We start from the raw sequence: 18367 nt of genomic DNA, 5'->3' as shown, positions 1-18367 counted from the left end.
AATTTATTGATATTTAAACTTAAACAATATGGGGTCTTTAAATGAAACTAACCTATAAATTTTTAGCTGTTTCTGCTTTGTTCACGTCTTTTGCAGCGATTGCTGCGCCGATGCCCAATTCAATTGTTGTACAGGATAAAGCAATTGTACCGGTACTAAAAACAGAGGTTATTCGCCGTGTTGCTGGGCAAGAGCCTGTGCGTCAGGTGACTGCTACCGTATTGGAAATGAGCAATAAAGGCCAAGATATTGTGGCACGTGAAATAGAGCTTTCAGATCAGCAAGGCGAATTTTCCGAAAAACAATTGTCGATTCCTGTAGTAAAACGTGGTGGTGTCATTGTGCCAACCTCAAAAATTGAAACCAAAACGACAGTGAAACAAGAAGGGCAAGTGATTCGCCAAACGACCAATATTGATGCGGAAGGCATGGAGTTTAAAAAAGGCCAAGCGCCTATTAAACGTACGCTTCAATTGGAGCAAGCAACCCAGCCTGAAACCAAAGCTAAAATTTCACATGCGGTTTTGACTGAAAATGGTGAAACCACCAAAGATTTATTGATTGTAGATGACAATCCAGAAAGTGCTGAATAGTTTCTAAGCTAGAATATCTGTACGCATTTTACAAAATGCAGCATTTATGTCTAGAGACTTAACAAGCTCTTAGGAATTGTTTCATACAATGAAATTAGACTGAAACGAATTAAAGAAGACAAGGATCATCGCAATGAAAAAACTAATGAGCGTATTTGTAGTAGCGACTATGTCAACCATGATGCTTGCTGGTTGTGAGAGCATGAGCCCGAATGAACAGCGTATTGGTGCAGCAGCACTTGGTGGTGCTATTGGTGGTGGCGTTGGTAACAATGTTGGTGGTGGTACAGGCGCGGCGATTGGTGGTGGTGCAGGTGCTGCCGTGGGAAGTAAAACCCAAAATGGTTCAAACCGAAATGCAACCTATAGTGGCGTAGGTGGTGCGATTGGTTCAGCTGTCGGTAAAAGCATTTTTGGTGGTAATACCGGTGCTGCAATTGGTGGCGCAATCGGGGGCGGTGCAGGTGCTGCGATTGAACAAAACCGTTAATTCAACGTTATCATTTTTAAAAAAGGCGCTTATGGATTAAGCGCCTTTTTATTTGCGCGGCCGAGGCTGTTTACGACGGATATATAATGTTTTTTGCACTTCAGCAATACGCACACCAGCTTCATCAAAAATATTTAAGGTGTAATTTCGTAGAACCGGAGCATGATTTTCCGCCAAGTTTTTTATGTGTGAGACTTCATTTGGATCAAGTTGAATATCGGCATAAACCATACCGCGACCAGGTGATAAAAACTGAATAGTTGCAGCTTTATCCCAAACAATATAACGAGAACCTAAATGATGCATAAGCAAGAGCATATAAAATGGGTCGACCATCGAATATAGGCTGCCACCAAAATGGACACCAACGATATTTTGGTTTTTTCGTGTTAGTGGCATTTTGACGCGGATATGATGATTTGCTAGGTCAATTTTATCAATCGAAATCCCTGCACCTTTATATGGGGCATAATGATTCAATAAAAATTTAGAGACAATTGGCATTGTCATTATTTTCTGGATTATGCTCATAGCGGTCAATTTCTTTTTATATTGAGCTCATCATACTAAATGAGTTTTAAAAATGTGGCATTGATCACATTGCCCGCAATCCTAAATAAAACGTCAATGCGAAAGTCACAATAAAAGGACAACAAAAATGCAAGTACAAACTCAGTGGGTCAATACGACCGATCAACAGCGGCTTTTTGTAAAGTTATGGGGCAATGAGGCTAACCCTGCACTCGTCCTGGTTCATGGCTATCCGGACAATCAGGAAGTGTGGGAGCCTGTGATTCAGCATCTGATTCATGATTTTTATGTCATTAGCTATGATGTACGTGGCGCAGGGCAATCTTCCGTGCCTCGAAACATTCGAGATTATCGTTTGGAGCAATTATCACTTGATTTGGATAGCGTCACTCACGCTGTATTAGGTGAACGTTGTTTTCATTTGGCCGCGCATGATTGGGGTTCTATCCAATCTTGGGAATCGGTGACTGAGCCAAAATTTCGCTCACGTATTTTGTCTTATTCAACTATTTCTGGGCCATGTTTGGATCATGCGGCTTTCTGGATGCGTGAACAGTTTAAACAGCATAAGACCAAGTTCTTTAAACAGATGACCAGGTCCTGGTATATCGCGGTATTCCAGTTGCCTTTTATAGCGCCTACCGCATGGAATTTCTTTAATGCAGAACGTTGGGGCAAAATGATCAGTCAGCTGGAACAGCAGGAAAATCTGCCGCTAAACCAGAATATTGTCAAAGACGGAAAATATGGCGTTAATCTGTATCGGGCGAACTTTTTACCGCGTTTATCTCGACCTAGACAGCGTTTTGCAGTCTGTCCGGTACAGGCAATTGTGCTCAAGAAGGACCAGTTTGTTGGCCCAGATCTGATTGATGAAATGCCAAAATGGGTAAAAGATTTTTCCCGGGTAGAATTAAATGCCAATCACTGGGCGATTTTGAGCCAGCCGGAACAGGTGGCTCATCTAATCCATAATTTTATTCAGCAGAAATTAACAGCGACCACTTAATACGGAGATTGGGAACGTGACTCGGCAAGGGATAAGTGGAAGAATTTTTATCCGGATTTTCTGATAAAATAGCCGTTTTCTCTCATTCCCAATTCATTATGTTCGCAATTCTTGCTGCTATTGGAGTCATGTTTGGACTCTCATTGGCACGTGTACCTGTGGTTTTTGCCCTGGTCATTGGTGCTGTTACGGGTGGTTTGCTGGCAGGTCTTGGCCTCCAGGGAACTTTAGACGCATTTAACAATGGTCTGGGCGGTGGCGCTAAAATTGCCTTGGCTTATGGCATCTTGGGTGCCTTTGCTTTGGCCTTGGCACGCTCCGGTTTGCCTGACTTGCTGGCCTATAAAATGATCACTACCTTAAAAGGTGAGGCATCAGAAAAGGCACAGAGCAAGGTTAAATATCTGATCTTCTGTACAGTCGCATTGGCTGCCGTTTTCTCGCAAAACGTGATTCCAGTGCACATCGCCTTTATTCCGGTTCTGATTCCACCGTTATTGCTGGTATTTAACCATCTGAAGCTGGATCGCCGTTTGGTGGCCTGTCTGCTGACCTTTGGTCTGGTGGGAACATATATGCTGGTTCCAGTCGGTTTTGGTGCCATCTTCCTGAATGATATTCTGGGCCATAACATCAATACCTTTGGTAAACCTTATAGCTTTGAGATTACTTATGACCAGATTCCCGCTGCGATGGCAATTCCGGTCTCAGGTATGTTCGTGGGTTTGCTGGTAGCCATGTTTATCAGCTACCGTAAGCCACGTCTTTATAAAGATATCCATGTGGAACAGCAGCAAAGTATCTCTGCTGAACTGGGTGTAGAACAAAAATCAGCGAAACCACAAATTGCCAAACTGACCATCTGGATGGCAGCGATCGCGGTGATTGCAACTCTTGTGGTACAGCTCTATTCAGATTCGATGATTCTTGCCGGTCTGGTCGGTGTCGCAATCTTGAGTTGTGCCGGAATCTTTAAATGGAAAGAAGCAGATGATGTGATCATCACTGGTATGCGTATGATGGCTCTGGTTGGCTTTATCATGATTGCCGCGCAAGGTTTTGCTGCCGTGATTGAGGCAACAGGACAGGTTCCTGCGCTGGTTGAAGCGTCGGTTGACTGGATTGGTAATAGCCAGGCACTTGCAGCCTTTTTAATGTTGTTGATTGGTCTGCTGATTACTCTGGGTATCGGTTCATCATTCTCTACCATTCCGATTCTGGCGATTATTTATGTACCGCTCTGTATTCAATTTGGTTTTAGTCCTGCAGCAACTATTGCGATCATCGGGACTGCGGCTGCTTTGGGTGATGCCGGCTCTCCAGCATCAGATTCAACTCTAGGTCCAACATCCGGTCTGAATATGGATGGTCAGCATGACCATATGAAGGATAGTGTGGTTCCAACCTTCATTCATTTTAATATTCCGCTTATCATTTTTGGCTGGATTGCAGCCATGGTTCTGTAAGTTCTTTTTAATCTGCTCTGATATAAATCGGAGCAGATTTGCCTAGATTTAAAATAAATTATAAGATGTATTTAAAATATATATTTAAATAAAAAATTAATATAAACCTGATTATTTTACTCTGAATATTATTATTTTAATCTGATTAATTTACTGGGTATTTAAAACCAACCAATATGGTCGATTTAAAATAAATGTATAATAATTACATATACTTAAATAATAAATAAAAATTAGTTTTAAAACCTCTATTGCATATTAATTTAAGCCATGTTTATTATTAATTAAGACATATTTTATTAATAATTATTCTTCCCTTGGGGGTATTTTAAAATGTTAAAGCAAATAGCTCTAATTGCATTAATGGGTCTTTCAGCATCTGCGATGGCAGGGCAATGGCAAGTGAAAGTGGGGGCTTCTGTATTAGCGCCTACTCAGGAAACTGACCTGATTCCTGGTGTAGTTGAAGATGCTAAAGCAAGTAGCGAACTCAATTTTACTCCTTCAGTCGAATATTTCTTCAATGACAATATTTCAGCCGAATTATTATTGGCTACCCCATTTAAACATGATGTTGAGATGGCGGGTGATGTGAAAATTGCATCATTAAAACATCTACCACCAACAATCACAGCCAAATATAATTTTAAAAATTCAAGCCGCTTTACTCCATATATCGGTGTAGGTGCTACAGTATTCATTCCATGGGATGAAGAATTTAGCCAAACTGCAAAAGACGCATTAGGTGTAGCAAAGCTTGATGCAGATGTTGCTTATGGGGTAGCTGGCCAAGTCGGCTTTAACTTCCAGCCAGCGGATGCAAAAAACTGGGGTGTCTTTGTTGATGCACGTTATGCAGACTTAGATACAGATCTGGAAGCAAAGACTGCTGATGGTACAAAAATTAATTTAGGTGAATTTGGAATCGATCCTTGGGTGTATACAATCGGTTATAGCTATAAATTCTAAGCTCCAATTTTTTGGTTCACTTTTTCCAAAAGCCTCATCCTGAATGGGGCTTTTTTTCAAAATAACAACGATTTATAACGTATTGAAATTGAGCAAATTGGCAATACTCAAATATATTAAAACGAATAAAGTAAATATTAATTGAATACGACTTAATAATAAGGAAGATCAAAGCATGAGTTTTTTGTCGAAGAGTCTTTTGATCTTCAGCACGCTGTTTATTTCACAGAGTTATGCTGCCAGTTTTAATTGTCAGAAAGCGACAACCGCGACTGAGAAAACAATTTGTGAACATCGTTTGCTGAATGATGCGGATGTCAAAATGAGTACCAGCTATAACATCTTGCGCCGTATGGTGCCGATGGGAACACGTTCGGTGATTCAACGTGATCAGGTGAAATGGCTGCAGTTCCGTGACCGCTGCCAGGAATCCGTATCCTGCTTGAGCCAGGTTTATAACATGCGTCAGCAGCAGCTTGATCTGCATTTTGATCGTATCTATAAAATGGGGCCTTATTAAGTCTTGTTCATCCCATCAATTAAACTGATAAAAATGAAAGCCATAAAAATATTTTTTGCGAAAAAATTATTTTGAGGCTATTGAAAATTATTGAACTCACTCCATTCATATAGGCAGTTAATAATTTTACTCAGTATGAACGGAGAGACTGATGAGCGAACAACAATCTCAAAAACATAGCTTCCAAGCGGAAGTGGCTCAGTTACTGCATTTAGTAACACATTCTTTATATTCAAACCCTGAAATTTTCCTTCGCGAGTTGGTATCAAATGCATCTGATGCCTGTGATAAATTACGTTTTGAAGGCATTAACCACCCTGAATATTATGAAAATGATCCAGATTTACATGTCCGCATTCATTTAAATAAAGAGCAGAAGACGATTACCATTTCTGATAATGGTATTGGTATGACACAACAAGAAGCGATTGATCATTTGGGAACGATTGCCAAGTCAGGCACTAAAGACTTTATGTCGAAGCTGACGGGTGATCAGAAATCAGATGCACAATTAATTGGCCAATTTGGTGTGGGTTTCTATTCGGGCTTTATTGTTGCTGAAAAGATTACGGTGGAATCACGTCGTGCTGGGGTTAGTGCCGCTGAAGGGGTACGTTGGGTTAGTAATGGTACAGGTGAGTTTGATGTAGAACCAATTGATAAGGCTTCACGTGGAACCGACATCATTTTGCATTTACGTGAAGATGCTTTGGATTATTTAGATCGTAACAAAGTAAAGCAGATCATTAATAAATATTCTGATCATATTAGTTTGCCAATTGAAATGCAGAAAGAAGTTTGGCAACAAGAGGAAGCTGCCGAAGGCGAAGAAGTAAAACCGGGTCAATATGTACTAACAGATGAATGGGAAGCGATTAACTCAGCAAGTGCATTATGGACGCGTAATAAAAATGAAATCAGTGAAGAACAATATACTGAATTCTATAAGAATCTAAGTCATGACTATGAAGCACCACTTGCATGGGCACATAACCGTGTAGAGGGAAGTACGGAATATACGCAATTACTGTATATTCCTGCACGCGCACCAAGCAATATTTTCACTCGTGAAGCTAAAGCAGGTATTAAGCTGTATGTGAAACGTGTATTTATTATGGATGATGCGGATAATTTAATTCCGAATTATTTACGTTTTGTGCAGGGTGTTGTGGATAGTGCAGATTTACCTTTAAACGTGAGTCGTGAGTTATTACAAGAAAGTCGTGACGTGAAAACGATTCGTGAAGGTAATGCACGCCGTATTTTAACGGTGCTAGATGGTTTAGCGAAATCTGAAGATGTTGCTGACCAAGAGAAGTTTGCAAAATTCTACGCCGAGTTTGGTTCAGTCTTGAAAGAAGGCTTAGGCGAAGACATGGCGAATCGTGAGCGTATTCTAAAATTATTACGCTTTGCGTCGTCGAATAATGATGAAGTGAAAACATCATTTGCAGACTATAAAGCCAATATGAAAGAAGGCCAAAAGGCGATCTACTATGTGACGGCTGATAGTTTAAATGCTGCGAAAAACTCACCACAACTTGAACTGTTTAAGAAAAAGGGCATTGACGTACTGCTCATGACCGAACGTGTTGATGAATGGGCAATGGAATTCGTTTTTGAATTTGATGGCACACCATTACAGAACGTATCGAAAGGTGCAGTTGATTTGGGTGATCTACAAGATGCTGAAGAGAAGAAAGCACTTGAGCAAGCTGCTGAGCAGTTTAAACCTGTTGTTGAAAAACTTTCGGATGCGTTAAAAGATAAGACCTCTGAAGTCCGTGTAACAACACGTTTGGTAGACTCTCCTGCGTGTTTGGTGGTGGCTGAGGGTGAGTTGTCACCGCAACTGGTTCGTATGCTGAAACAAGCAGGCCAAGCGGTACCTGAATCAAAACCTGTTTTAGAAATTAATCCATCGCATCCATTGGTACAAAAATTAGAAGGTTCAGCGCAATTTGATGATTTGGCGAATGTGATCTTCGATCAAGCGTTGATTGCTGAAGGCGGCTTACCTGAAGATCCGGCACAGTATATTAAACGCATTAACAGCTTATTATTAAAATAAGCAAGTCAAAATGTGAAAGCCTCCTATAGGAGGCTTTCTTTTTATCGAGATTAAATTTTTCGATGAAAGCGATAAATAAATACGTCCAAGTTTTAATTCTAAAAACAAATTAAAAAATTAAAAACAATCTATAATAGCGATTATTAAATATTGGGAATTTTTTTGATGAAAACTTTTGTATCTCTCGTTGTCGTATCAATGTTATCTGTCGTTATGATGCAATCGGCTTTGGCTGAGAGCAGTAAAAAAAAATGATGCGTAATGATCGTGTACAAGTGACAAAACATGTCGCACATTATGACATCAATCCATTTGTGGATAGCCGTCGTGTCATTCGTAATGATCGTGTTCAGTACAATATGCCGAAAGTAGAAAAAGTGGCTGAAAAGAAACAGCGTATTATGCGTAATGATCGCGTGAGTGTAATTAAGGCGATTTAATGTGTTGCAGTTAAATGTGTATTCAAGCCCATCTCTAAGTGATGGGCTTTTTTATGGGGCAATTAAAACAAGGCTTCTAAACGAACGAGGGCACCGAGGTAGTGACTCTTGTCTTCACGATGGTCATTTAAATAATTGAGATCACCTTGTATATAGAACCATTCACGCAAAAATGGTTGGCGCCACGATATGTAAGGTCCCCAGCTATTTAGACGCAGTTGATCATTATTATAAAATCCACCTGTATACAGGCCGTAGTTGAAGCGATTGCCTTTAAAAAACTGGTGTTGGCGATAACTGAAATTGTCCCATTTTAAATCATCATCCTGAGTATCGGCATAGGTCAGATTGAACTGATTTGAAATGAAAGGTTCACCTGGGCGAGTATGGGTCAATTCAAGATTGGTACGTAGATAATTTTCACTATCAATACCATAACGATAAATTTGTTCGGCTAGAAAACTATAATCATTATCTAATTGCCATTTTTTAGCTGCTTTTAAGCGGACATATAAATCATCACCAGAACGTAAACCTAGATCAGCGTCAGTTTCGAAGGGTAGTCGATCTGAAATTTCTGACCAACGTAAAGCCAGTGAACTGTTATCTTCACGGGTTTGCTTATTGTCATAATTTTTATCACTACGCCCCGCAGGGTTTTCATTGGTAATTGCAGTATTATTTTCTAATTCATTATCAAGTGAGTCATCACCAAAGACCACACTCAATTTTTTTTCTAAAGTGGGAAGCTTAATTTTACCGCGAATACGTGGCTTAATTTCGTATTCATCGTGCTTATTCCAACTGTTGTCTAAAATCACCCTAAGGGTAGCATTGGCTGGTTTATCAGGCTCACTTTGACCAAACCAGTTATCCATACGAACGGCCGTTCGATCTGCCCAATTTCGGACTTTTTTCTGTTGTCGATCTGTCCAGCTATTATTTTCAGTTTGGTTTGTATTCGGTACGATTGCGTGATCAGATTGGCCTGGCAAGAACGTTGGTGAGGCATCAATCCAACGTGGAATTTGGTCGAGTAAATCGTAATTCTTCGGTGTATTTATGCTGTCTGTGTCAGCACTATCCTTAGATTCAGCATCCGTCACAGGTAGCGTCGCTGTGCTGCTTGATTCATTTGCCCAAATACTTTGGTAAGTAAGACCCAGAGAAACTGTCAGTAAAAAAGTCCTAACAAAGTGCTGTTGTTTTTTGTGCATATGTTTTGGCTCTTATTAAGTGAATCTGCTTCTGTAGTTTTGTAAAATTTGTATAAAAAAAGCAAGTTAAACTACAAAAGCACTGCAATTATTCCTGAATATGCGCCTTTAATGCGGTATAGAGTTGTGTGACCTGGATGGGCGGCGTTAATTGTTGAATGACATGCTGAATTGTTTGCCAGTTGATACCTTGTTGACGGTTTAGCAACAAATAAGGATAAGCGTGTTCAACCTGCGATAAAGCCATGCGCTTTTCACCATGGATCAGCCGAATTTTATTACGTTCTTGAAGCAGTAAGACAGGCGTTTCAAAATCTGCGTCCATTTCATCAAAATGCAGAAATTTTTGAGTGTGAATATAAGCCGCTGGAATAAAAGGAAAATAATGATCTTTGTTCCATAGCAATTCTGCATTTTGATAATACTGATACAGCTGCTCGGGTTGATCGATAAAAATATCCAACTCTGTATTCGAAATGACTTTCAAAGAAGCTATGTAGTGACTATTTTGCTCAGCAAACAACGATGCGAGACGGATCGCTTCCATTTGGTTCTCTGCCCCTAAAAGAACGAGATATTTTATAAATTGTGACTGTTTATCTAATTGTTCCGCAATATAGCAGGGGCATGCTTCCCATGAATTGAACTCAGAAAGATGCAAGACGAAATCTATATATGTCCCTAATTCATTTTGTGATGATACATCTAACGCAAAAATTTGCTGTGTATTTAAAACATCATGAACAGGGGGGATTAGCTGCGCGTGTAAAGCACCAATATGAATGAACTCAGGGAAAGTCTGTGTTGTGTGGGCTAATGGGGTGAGTGCTAAGTTATCAAAGGCAGTCTGTTCTTCGATATGATGATTCTCTCTTGCAACGTGTACTTGTTGTTTTTGAGCTAAGGTTTCATTAGCAAGATTGTACTGCGTTTCAATTTCGTCTTTTATAAGGATAGCGGGCTGCATAGACCTTAATTCAAGTTCATTTTGTTGCTCAATTAGACGATCATGCTTCAGTGTTTGTTGATCAATTCGAAGCGGTACAGTAAGGCTACTGATCTCGTTATCCGTGGCCAGACAACGATAGATTTGCTGCTGTTCCAGCAACCAGTCATAGCATCTGCTGAAATCGCCCCATTCACTGATTAATGCTGTACGTGAGGGTGCCGGTATCAGCCAAATTTGCCAGCCTAGATTTTCTTCATGCATGAAAGCCCAGCCCGCGTCTGGTTGCGCATAAAGTGCATTTTCAAGCATTTCATGCTCTAAGAAATAGCCTCGGAAAGAGAGTGCAAAAGGGGTCTGTAGGGCAAATGTTTGTGCTGCAACTTCAGGTTGTGTCAGAGCTTTATATTCAAGTATTTGCTTTTGAAAAATGGGTTCATCACAGCAAGCAAAAATGTCATGTATGCGCTTTTTAGAAATCGCAGTTTCATACAAACTCAATGAACGATGCTCGAGTTTGTAAGTCAGATCATGGATTTCTTTGATCAATTGTGCTTTTATTAGAGCATCCATTTTATATCGTCCTAAATGACTTTTTTTGCTTTTTCTAAATATTTAGCCAACACAATATTGGTGGCAAGATCCACTAATTTATATTCTGAAGAATTGGGATCATTATATTTTTTAGCCAAAGCTAATAGCTGGTCAATATCTATGGCCTGAGCTGAAATTTTTCCTTGTATAAGTGCTTGAAGTTCTTGCATAGGGCAATGCTTATGAATAAAAAATTAAGAATATTATTATTTTTTGATTATAGGGATTTCATTAAAAAAAACATGGAAATAATTGTCAGCTTCTAGCAATAAAATTCAAGTAATGACAAATAATGCTCATTTTGAGCAAAAAAAATTCTAGTAAATGGTGTATGTTGCTTTTAAAGCCATTACTAGCTTGGTGAAAAGGCCTCACTTTGGGTAATTCTAAACAAAACGTTTGATCTTAATTTTGGTTATTTTTAATTAAAACTGATCAATCTTATGAATAAAAAATTCAGGCATAAAAAAGCCGATTACATTGAATAATCGGCTTTTATTGCATGAAAATTCTGCTAAATATTATGCAGCTTTTTCAGCAGTTGTTGCACCTTGAGTTGCTTCTTCAGTTGCAGGTGCTTTAGTTTCAGCATTTGCAGTTTCAGTACTTACTGCTTTTTTAACTGGAAAATCTGGTACATAAACGATTTGCGCAGCAACGTTAGCAGATAGAGCTAAAACAGCAACAGCTAAAGCACATTTAAGAGCGTTCATAATGTATTCCTAACGATCATTTCGTCTGACCAAAGTCAGACTTGGGAGAAAATTGATATCTTTAATTTACGTGAAAATAATATCAAAAAATAATCAACTAGAAATGATCGAATCGGCAACAAACGACAAACGGCATAAAATAAAATTATATAAAACAATTGATTAGAGCTATTACTCTAACCTGTTTATACGTATTCAAGCGCGTAGAACTAATAGGGATGTGCTTAAAAATGTTTAATTTTTAATACACTTTTTCTCATAAATTTTCCCTGCAATACCACCGATAATCGCACCACTGAACGTGCCAAAAACGGGGAGTACACTACCTGCGACCGCGCCAACCAGCGCACCTTTTACTGTTGGTGAAAAGCGTGATTTTTTAGCCTCAGCCGTAGTTGAGGTCGGTATATCGAGCGGTGTGGTTGCGGAATAAGGGGTTGTTGTCGGAGTTGGATTGTTCGTGCTTTGATTTTCAATGGTCATGGTGTCGCTCCAAAACTTGATGAAAGATTAATGATTAGCCTAACCTGCTCTTAGTGAGATAAGTATTTGTCGCATGTAAAGCAACGTTTTTGTTTGTAAGACAAAAAATGAAGCTGCATGTGTAAGGCATGTAATATTTTGATGTTTTAGTGTTTAAAAAATAACCAATTAGCATGACTTGATCTTATGATGAAGGTTCAAAAATCATAACAATGAGGATTATTAAAATGTCGGTAGCTAAAGTTGTTGAAGTCAATGCTAGTAGTACAAAAAGTTTTGAAGATGCCATTCAAACTGGTATTAATAAGGTCACTGAGACGGTTAAAAATGTACAAGGTGCATGGATTAACGAACAAAAAGTCGTGGTGAAAGATAATAAGATTGCTGAATATCGTGTGAATTTAAAAATTAGCTTCTTGGTTGAATGATGGCGAGTAGTGCATATAAAAAAAATCCCCAATTGGGGATTTTTTTTGCTCATCAATTTATTAATACTAATAAATTTTAAGCCTTATTTTTCAGGTGTTTCACAGCTGTCATCAGAACAAATTGGTGTTGGTTTCTGTTCTGGTAATTCAGCAGCTTTTTCTAAAACTTGTAAGAAAACTTCTTTAGGCTGTGCACCAGCTAAAGCAATACGTTGTTCAAAGACAAAGAATGGCACACCCGTAACTTTGAGCTGATCACGTGCGACTTCTTCATCGTATTTGACAAAATCAGCATATTCATCTGAATCAAGTAAGTCATCAACTTCAACTGGGTTTAAACCAATACGTGAAGCCACATCTTCTAGAGTTTCACGTTCACCAATTGCTAAACCTTGAGTCATATAGCTATAGAAAAAAGCCTCTTTAGCTTCATTACCCAAGCCTTTACTTTGTGCAAGATGAATTAAACGATGTGCATTAAATGTGTTACCAGAATTTGCATTTTCCCAGTTAAATTCAATGCCTTCAGCTTTTGCCATTGCAGCAATATTACGTTGCATTTCTTCGACTTCTTCAATGCTACGTCCATACTTTTGCGCTAAACGCTCAGTATTTGAAATCTGTAAGCGAGCAGGGGCATCCGCATCTAATTGGTAGCTATGCCAAAATACTTCAAGCTCAACGCCTGCTTCTTCAGCAGCGGATTCAAGGCGTTTTTTGGCAATATAACAAAATGGGCAAACCACGTCAGACCAAATATCTACACGCATGATAAATCTCTATTCAATGTTCTTTGGGAGTTATGGGGGCAAATCCTAAATTTTAAAGCCAAGGAATGCAAACCCTTTTTGATCTTTGGCTCATATCATGAAAATGTTAAATCCATCCATTTCTACGAACACAGCGATTACTTTTGCAGGTCAATTTTGTGATGCAAAGTAAGTGTGATTAAACAAAATGAGACCGGCTTCAATCTTGAATTAGACGCTTGCCTAAACAAATGACGTCAATTTCGTCATAGCCCAATTGTTCATAAAAGCTTTGTACATCAATATTATCTTTACGTATAAGCAGTTGTAGTTTTGGGCAACCTAATGCAATTAAACGTTTTTCTAGTTGTTGCACTAATGCCGTTGCAACACCATTACGTTGAAAATTAGGATGTACAGCCAAGTAATTAACCCATCCGCGATGACCATCGTAGCCACCCATAACGGTTGCAATCAGTTGGTTATCTTTGACCGCCAATAAAAACAGTTGATCGCGCTGCGCCAATTTACGAAAGATATCTATTTCAGGGTTATTCCACGGACGGGTCAATCCGCACAGTTCCCAAAGTGCAATGACATCATCTAAATCGGATTCTAAATAGGGGCGAATAATAAACATATATAGTTTTGCATTTATTTTGACCAATTTAGATTAATCGAGTTTTGCGCCCTTGATAAGCTATATAGAAAAATAAAAGCCATAAAAAAACGCTCCGAAGAGCGTCTTTTATACAACTGTCAATTAAGCAGTTTTAACTTCAGGTTGAGCTGCCAACATGTGACCGTTCTCTTCGAAGTTGATGTGCCAAGAAAGCGCTTCACGAAGCAGATGAGGTGTTTGACCGCCTTTTGCACATGCGCGATCGAAGTAATCGTTCAACGCATCACGGTAGCTTGGGTGAGCACAGTTGTCGATTACAGCACGAGCACGTTCACGTGGAGCAAGACCACGTAAGTCAGCAAGACCTTGTTCAGTTACAAGGATATCAACATCGTGTTCAGCATGGTCAATATGAGAAGCAAATGGAACAACAGATGAAATGTCACCGCCTTTCGCAATTGATTTAGTCACGAAGATTGCCAAGTGTGCATTACGTGCGAAGTCACCTGAACCACCAATACCGTTCATCATTTTTGTACCGCAAACGTGAGTTGAGTTCACGTTACCGTAGATATCAAACTCAAGTGCAGTGTTGATACCGATAATACCTAAACGACGTACAAGTTCTGGATGGTTCGAAATTTCTTGTGGACGTAATACAAGTTTGTCTTTGTATTGTTCAAGGTTATTAAATACTTTTTCGCCATATTTAGCAGAAAGCGTAATAGAAGAACCTGAAGCAAATTTCATTTTGCCTGCGTCGATCAATTCAAATGTACAGTCTTGAAGTACTTCAGAGTACATGATCAAGTCTTCAAAGTTAGAATCTTTAAGACCAGTCAATACTGCGTTTGCAATTGAACCGATACCTGCTTGTAATGGACCTAGGTTTTTCGGTAAACGACCTTCTTCAACTTCTTTTTCAAAGAAAGCGATCAGGTGGTTTGCAATACCTTGAGTTTCATCATCAGGTGCAGTCACTGTAGATGGAGAGTCATGCAATTCGTTGTTAAATACGATACCTACAATTTTTGAAGGATCGATGTTGATTGCATGTGTACCAATACGTTCGTCAACATGAGTCAATGGAATCGCTTGACGTGTTGGACGATATGTCGGGATGTAGATATCGTGTAAGCCTTCAAATGCAGGGCTTAGATTTGTATTGATTTCTACAATTACTTTTTCAGCAAAAATAGCAAAGCTAGCAGAGTTACCTACTGAAGTTGTGGGAATGATACCGCCATCTTCAGTGATAGCAACAGCTTCAATAATCGCAACATCAGGCTTTTTAAGCTGAAGGTTACGCATTTGTTCAACCGTTTCAGACAAATGCTGATCAATGAACATCACTTCGCCTTTGTTAATGGCTTTACGTAAAGTGTTGTCAACTTGGAACGGTAAGCGACGAGCAAGAACACCTGCTTCAGTCAATTTTTTATCTAAGTCATTGCCTAGAGACGCACCCGTGATCAAAGTGATTTTCAACGGGTTCGCATGCGCTTGTTCAACCAATGCTAAAGGCACTGCTTTTGCTTCACCTGCGCGGGTAAAGCCACTCATGCCTACAGTCATACCATCTTTGATAAATTCAGCAGCTTGTTTAGCACTGATTACTTTATCGTGAAGTGACGCTAAACGGATGCGATCTAAAGACATCTTATACTCTCGTGAAATTCCTAAAACTGATACGGATTGTACCGATCAAAAAAGCCATTTTGCATACCTGTTAGGCTAAGGTCTAATTTTTTGAAAAAATGTGGGTATAAGATATTTTTATGGTTTTTATTTGATTGATTATTAAAGTAAAAAAATACAACGGTTAATCGTTAAACAAAATCGTTTGTCTTTTTTTTGAACGCTTGTTAAAAGCGTTCAGTCAAAGTTTGTTTGATTTTTTCTAATGGACTGTTGTTTAAAATTTCATCATTTTCTAATTTATTGATTGGTAAGGAAATGATCGCTTCTAGTCCACCTTCGGCACGATTGTGAATTGAAAGTTCACCAGAATGGATGTCTACAATTCGTTTTACAATGGCTAAACCTAGACCACTTCCTTGGATGGTTCGAGCATCATTTCCACGTACAAAAGGTTGCATTAAATCTTCAATTTGATCTTCAGGAATCCCTTCACCATGATCAGCAACACGAATTTTAATATGATCGCCTTCATATTCGGTTGATAGTTCAATCGGTTCGGCACCATAACGCTTCGAGTTATTAATGAGATTACCAATTAAACGTTTTAAAGACAGGGTTCGTGCCTGAATAATTGGTAAATCCTGTGGCTCAAAACGAATATCCAATGGTTTAAATTGAATGACTAATTCCTGTAGTACTGCATTTAAGTCGGTATCTTGAGGCGTTTCATCTGAACCATCACGCATATATGAAATAAATTGATTCAAAATGGCATCCATATCTTCAACATCATAAATCAGCCCTTCTTTTAAGAAGTCATCATCGGGCATCATTTCTGCGCTGAGTCGAATGCGTGTCAGTGGGGTGCGTAGGTCATGAGAAATGCCGGCCAACATAATGCGGCGGTCGCGTTCTGTCTGCTCTAAGGTATACACCATGTGATTAAAGGCTTGGTTAACTTCACGAATTTCCTGTGGGCCATGGTTGGTTTCTAAATATGGTGCAGTGCCATGCTTACTATAGCTATTCGCGGCATCTTGTAAGCGTTTGAGTGGACGGTTGAGCTGACGCACTAAAGTTAAAATAATCGCGGCAGCAATCAGCGGAATTCCGAGTAACCATCCGAGAATTAGTTCAGCACTATAGTTCGCATAGGTTTTTAATGGTTCACGGACCCAGTTCCCGTTCATTTCGGGTGTTTGAATCCAAATGCGTGGGTCGGGCTTAAATTGGAAATACACGGTGGCATTGTCAATACGCATTTCCTTGGCTAATTTTTTCTCAATTTGATTGGTAAAGAATTCAGCAATAACTTTGTCTTTAACGTTCGGAAACTCTTTAGGATCGGTGACATATTCAATGCCAACACGATTACGCATCCAGTCATCGACATCGACTTCGGCATTGTTGTGAAAAATACGTAGATCGGGGTTGTTAATTATTTCCAATTCAACTGCTAAATAGCGTGCATGTTGTTGAATTTCAGGGAGGTAAAGTGTACGCCAGAAGAACCATAAAGACATGAACAGGCTAAAAAACACCACAAACAAGACCAATACGGTGGTGCGCATGGCTGCCGAACGAGGTTTAATTTTATCGAGGAAGCGTTCCCAATGTGTCCGTTTTTTTTCGGAGTAGGCAACGTAGTCGGTAAATTCCTGTGGGTCGATTGGTTCGAGTTTCACGTATTATCCTAGAGCAAAATTTAAAGTGTTAGAACCATAAACCATGTCCGATACGCGCTCAGGTCATCCGCAACTGTTTGAGGCAGGAGGTGTTTAATATATAAAGTTTCTGCGATGATTTTATCTATGTGCAGAAAATGGACGAGTTTTGCGGATGACAATGGTTTTGCTTACTTTTGCCGAAACAAAAGTAAGGCGAACCACAGGTTATTGCATATCTATTAGGTTTAATGAAAAGACTCCGTCGTGTTAGCGACATTTATCTTTGTTTAATCTTATTCCGCACCATCTGGAACAAATACATAACCTACACCCCATACGGTTTGGATATAACGAGCGCGGGCAGGGTTCTCTTCCACCAAGCGGCGTAGGCGAGAGACTTGAACGTCAATTGAACGCTCCATTGCACCCCATTCACGACCACGTGCAAGATTCATTAGTTTGTCACGGGTGAGTGGTTCTCGTGGGTGTTGAACGAGAGCTTTAAGAACCGCAAATTCACCGGTCGTTAACGTTACCACTTGGCCTTCACGTGTTAATGTGCGGGTAGACAAATCCAGTGACCATGGACCGAATGAAACCACTTCCATTTGCTGGCTTGGTGCACCAGGAACTTCACGTACTTGACGACGTAATACCGCACGAATACGTGCTAAAAGTTCATTTGGGTTAAATGGTTTAGGTAGATAGTCATCTGCGCCAGCTTCTAAACCGGCAATACGGTCTGAGTCACTGCCACGTGCAGTCAACATAATGATAGGTGTATCAATATTTGATTGACGTAAGCGACGACAGATACTTAAGCCATCTTCAACGGGTAACATGAAGTCAAGCACAATCAAAGAGAAAAGTTCGCGCTGTAACAGACGATCCATTTGAGTCGCATCATGTGCGGTTTTAACCACAAACCCTTTATCTTCTAAGAAGCGTTGTAAGAGCGTGCGCAGACGAACGTCGTCATCGACAACCAAAATGCGTTCAACTCGGTCGGTTTCGGCATGTACGGCATCTGTTTTTTCAGCAGGTACAACTAAACTCATGACGTGCTCCTTTATTCTTTATTGTCATCGTAAACAAAAAGTAGATTTCACTTGAGTATACGATTCATTTATATAAATTTACTATGCTCTAAAGCAACAAATATTGCAGTTAAAATCAAGACATAGATACCAAATGTATACATGTTAAGCGGTTTAAGTT

The 18367-nt window shown here is 39.5% G+C and carries 20 protein-coding genes; 9 read left to right on the top strand and 11 right to left on the bottom strand.

Annotated elements, in window-relative coordinates:
- Positions 1-41: 41 nt before the first annotated feature.
- Both A9J31_RS00280 and A9J31_RS00275 read left to right on the top strand, forming a co-directional pair.
- Positions 42-593, top strand: coding sequence for a hypothetical protein (locus A9J31_RS00280; protein ID WP_067761344.1), 552 nt, complete (start codon positions 42-44; stop codon positions 591-593).
- Between the two features lie 133 nt (positions 594-726).
- A complete protein-coding gene (locus tag A9J31_RS00275) occupies positions 727-1083 on the top strand; it encodes a DNA transfer protein p32 (protein WP_067761342.1) in 357 nt (118 codons plus the stop codon).
- A gap of 48 nt (positions 1084-1131) precedes the next feature.
- Here A9J31_RS00275 and A9J31_RS00270 read toward each other — a convergent pair whose 3' ends face one another.
- Positions 1132-1614: a DUF4442 domain-containing protein gene (locus A9J31_RS00270; RefSeq protein WP_067761339.1), complete on the bottom strand. Its 483-nt coding sequence runs from the start codon at positions 1612-1614 to the stop codon at positions 1132-1134.
- Between the two features lie 127 nt (positions 1615-1741).
- On the opposite strand from A9J31_RS00270, the gene A9J31_RS00265 reads away from it, so the two are divergent.
- The 6 genes from A9J31_RS00265 (at position 1742) to A9J31_RS00240 (ending at position 8089) form a co-directional block, all read left to right on the top strand.
- The gene (locus A9J31_RS00265) at positions 1742-2623 is read left to right on the top strand and encodes an alpha/beta fold hydrolase (protein WP_067761336.1); all 882 of its coding nucleotides are present in this window, start codon (positions 1742-1744) and stop codon (positions 2621-2623) included.
- A gap of 98 nt (positions 2624-2721) precedes the next feature.
- Positions 2722-4089 carry a Na+/H+ antiporter family protein gene (locus A9J31_RS00260; RefSeq protein ID WP_067761334.1) on the top strand — a complete coding sequence of 456 codons (1368 nt, stop codon included), beginning with the start codon at positions 2722-2724 and terminating at the stop codon, positions 4087-4089.
- Between the two features lie 333 nt (positions 4090-4422).
- Positions 4423-5058 carry an OmpW/AlkL family protein gene (locus A9J31_RS00255; protein WP_005232519.1) on the top strand — a complete coding sequence of 212 codons (636 nt, stop codon included), beginning with the start codon at positions 4423-4425 and terminating at the stop codon, positions 5056-5058.
- Between the two features lie 175 nt (positions 5059-5233).
- The gene (locus A9J31_RS00250; RefSeq protein WP_034170983.1) at positions 5234-5578 is read left to right on the top strand and encodes a lysozyme inhibitor LprI family protein; all 345 of its coding nucleotides are present in this window, start codon (positions 5234-5236) and stop codon (positions 5576-5578) included.
- Between the two features lie 151 nt (positions 5579-5729).
- A complete protein-coding gene (gene htpG, locus A9J31_RS00245; RefSeq protein WP_067761332.1) occupies positions 5730-7649 on the top strand; it encodes a molecular chaperone HtpG in 1920 nt (639 codons plus the stop codon).
- A 251-nt stretch (positions 7650-7900) separates the two neighbouring features.
- Entirely contained in the window at positions 7901-8089 is a 189-nt protein-coding gene (locus A9J31_RS00240; protein WP_067761329.1) for a hypothetical protein, read from the top strand.
- 62 nt (positions 8090-8151) lie between these two features.
- Here A9J31_RS00240 and A9J31_RS00235 read toward each other — a convergent pair whose 3' ends face one another.
- The 5 genes from A9J31_RS00235 to A9J31_RS00215 all read right to left on the bottom strand — a co-directional run bounded on the left by A9J31_RS00235 (position 8152) and on the right by A9J31_RS00215 (position 12042).
- Complete coding sequence (locus A9J31_RS00235) at positions 8152-9306, bottom strand: hypothetical protein (RefSeq protein WP_067761326.1); 1155 nt, start codon at positions 9304-9306, stop codon at positions 8152-8154.
- A gap of 88 nt (positions 9307-9394) precedes the next feature.
- The gene (locus A9J31_RS00230) at positions 9395-10825 is read right to left on the bottom strand and encodes a hypothetical protein (protein ID WP_067761323.1); all 1431 of its coding nucleotides are present in this window, start codon (positions 10823-10825) and stop codon (positions 9395-9397) included.
- Positions 10826-10836: 11 nt separating this feature from the next.
- Positions 10837-11016, bottom strand: coding sequence for a hypothetical protein (locus tag A9J31_RS00225; protein ID WP_067761320.1), 180 nt, complete (start codon positions 11014-11016; stop codon positions 10837-10839).
- Positions 11017-11367: 351 nt separating this feature from the next.
- Positions 11368-11559, bottom strand: a complete 192-nt coding sequence (locus A9J31_RS00220) for a hypothetical protein (protein ID WP_067761317.1) — start codon at positions 11557-11559, stop codon at positions 11368-11370.
- 234 nt (positions 11560-11793) lie between these two features.
- Positions 11794-12042 carry a hypothetical protein gene (locus tag A9J31_RS00215; RefSeq protein WP_067761314.1) on the bottom strand — a complete coding sequence of 83 codons (249 nt, stop codon included), beginning with the start codon at positions 12040-12042 and terminating at the stop codon, positions 11794-11796.
- Between the two features lie 227 nt (positions 12043-12269).
- On the opposite strand from A9J31_RS00215, the gene A9J31_RS00210 reads away from it, so the two are divergent.
- Positions 12270-12470: a dodecin family protein gene (locus A9J31_RS00210; protein WP_067761311.1), complete on the top strand. Its 201-nt coding sequence runs from the start codon at positions 12270-12272 to the stop codon at positions 12468-12470.
- 83 nt (positions 12471-12553) lie between these two features.
- On the opposite strand, the gene A9J31_RS00205 is transcribed toward A9J31_RS00210, so the two are convergent.
- From A9J31_RS00205 to ompR, 5 genes are all read right to left on the bottom strand, one after another.
- Positions 12554-13240 carry a DsbA family oxidoreductase gene (locus A9J31_RS00205; protein WP_067761306.1) on the bottom strand — a complete coding sequence of 229 codons (687 nt, stop codon included), beginning with the start codon at positions 13238-13240 and terminating at the stop codon, positions 12554-12556.
- A 199-nt stretch (positions 13241-13439) separates the two neighbouring features.
- Positions 13440-13859: a GNAT family acetyltransferase gene (locus A9J31_RS00200; RefSeq protein ID WP_067761303.1), complete on the bottom strand. Its 420-nt coding sequence runs from the start codon at positions 13857-13859 to the stop codon at positions 13440-13442.
- Between the two features lie 123 nt (positions 13860-13982).
- Positions 13983-15500 carry a succinyl-CoA:acetate CoA-transferase ScpC gene (scpC, locus tag A9J31_RS00195; protein WP_067761300.1) on the bottom strand — a complete coding sequence of 506 codons (1518 nt, stop codon included), beginning with the start codon at positions 15498-15500 and terminating at the stop codon, positions 13983-13985.
- Positions 15501-15706: 206 nt separating this feature from the next.
- Entirely contained in the window at positions 15707-17167 is a 1461-nt protein-coding gene (locus A9J31_RS00190; RefSeq protein ID WP_067761298.1) for an ATP-binding protein, read from the bottom strand.
- Between the two features lie 275 nt (positions 17168-17442).
- Positions 17443-18207, bottom strand: coding sequence for an osmolarity response regulator transcription factor OmpR (gene ompR / locus A9J31_RS00185; RefSeq protein ID WP_067761296.1), 765 nt, complete (start codon positions 18205-18207; stop codon positions 17443-17445).
- Between the last annotated feature and the right edge of the window lie 160 nt (positions 18208-18367).

Source organism: Acinetobacter gandensis, assembly GCF_001678755.1.
Classification (GTDB): Bacteria; Pseudomonadota; Gammaproteobacteria; order Pseudomonadales; family Moraxellaceae; genus Acinetobacter; species Acinetobacter gandensis.
Note: the sequence above shows the minus strand (reverse complement) of the source record. Positions and strands in the feature narration are given on the sequence as shown.